Raw genomic sequence first — 1068 nt, forward strand, 5'->3', positions numbered from 1 at the left:
GATCGATCATCGTCACGTTTACTCCAAGAGCCTGAAAAATCGAGGCATATTCACTCGCAATAACGCCACCTCCGAGCACCGTTAAACTTGGCGGCAAATACATCATGGTTAAGATGGAGTCGCTATCAAAAATATTCTCATGATCGACCGGTATGCCCTCGGGATGACGGGGTACTGAACCGCTGGCAATCACAAAGTTCGTCGCAGAAAAATTTTCCAAATGCCCGTCTACAGATTCGATCATAAGCGTATTGCGGGTCGAGAAATGCGCTCGGCCATGGATGCGTGTGATATCGTTTCGTTCAATTTGTTGCACCATGAAGCGGTCATGCGCGTCAATTACGCTCACTAAACGGTCAATCAGGGTCGCCATCTCTGTATCTTCGGCTAACTCGAAATCACAAAGAACTGCGTTTTCCCGCATACTTTTAACGCGTAACGCATTCTCGCGAAGCGTCTTGCTAGGGATAGTTCCTCGGTGAACACAAGCTCCGCCGAGATATCGATCTTGCTCGATCAAAGCGACCGTTTTCCCGGCCTTCGCAGCTTGCACGGCTGCTTTTTGTCCCGCAGGGCCACTACCTATGACGATCACATCGAACTCATTCATAACTTGTGCGCCCTCACTGCCGCTACAATCTGATCACGCCGCTCTGTCAGTTCGTGAAGCTGGTCCTGATACAGATTCAAGTGCTGAAAAACCTCTGCTTTGAGTACCGGCTCAAGGTCGGCACCATCAAGGCTCGCGCTCGCCAATTTTGCGCCGGCATTAACCACCGCCGCTTGCTGACGGTACTGATCACACGCGGAATAGTTATTGGAATAAAATGAGGTAAGACACACAACCTTGGGCATCTCCCAAGCTTGGTTAATTTCTTGTCCAAACAGCGGATGCATCACATCCTCTAACTCGCGCACCTTATCTGCATCCAGTTTGATGCCGTTCATGACGGCCATATCCGAGAACATCTGCAAAAACGCAGCGCGACCAATACCGTGTAGCAAACCACATAAAAATGCAGACTCAACATTCTCCTGCGATGCGCGCGCTATTTCTTTCGACCAGAG

Annotated in this window: 2 protein-coding genes; both read right to left on the reverse strand. The window is 49.9% G+C overall.

What is annotated here, in order from left to right; translation table 11 throughout:
• On the reverse strand, positions 1–610 hold a 610-nt coding region (locus A3750_RS20470), incomplete at its 3' end, for an FAD-dependent oxidoreductase (protein ID WP_156498793.1).
• The coding region (locus A3750_RS20475) for an HDOD domain-containing protein (RefSeq protein WP_156498794.1) at positions 607–1068 on the reverse strand (462 nt) is incomplete at its 5' end. The genes A3750_RS20470 and A3750_RS20475, both read right to left, overlap by 4 nt.

It is taken from the genome of Oleiphilus sp. HI0079, from assembly GCF_001635105.1.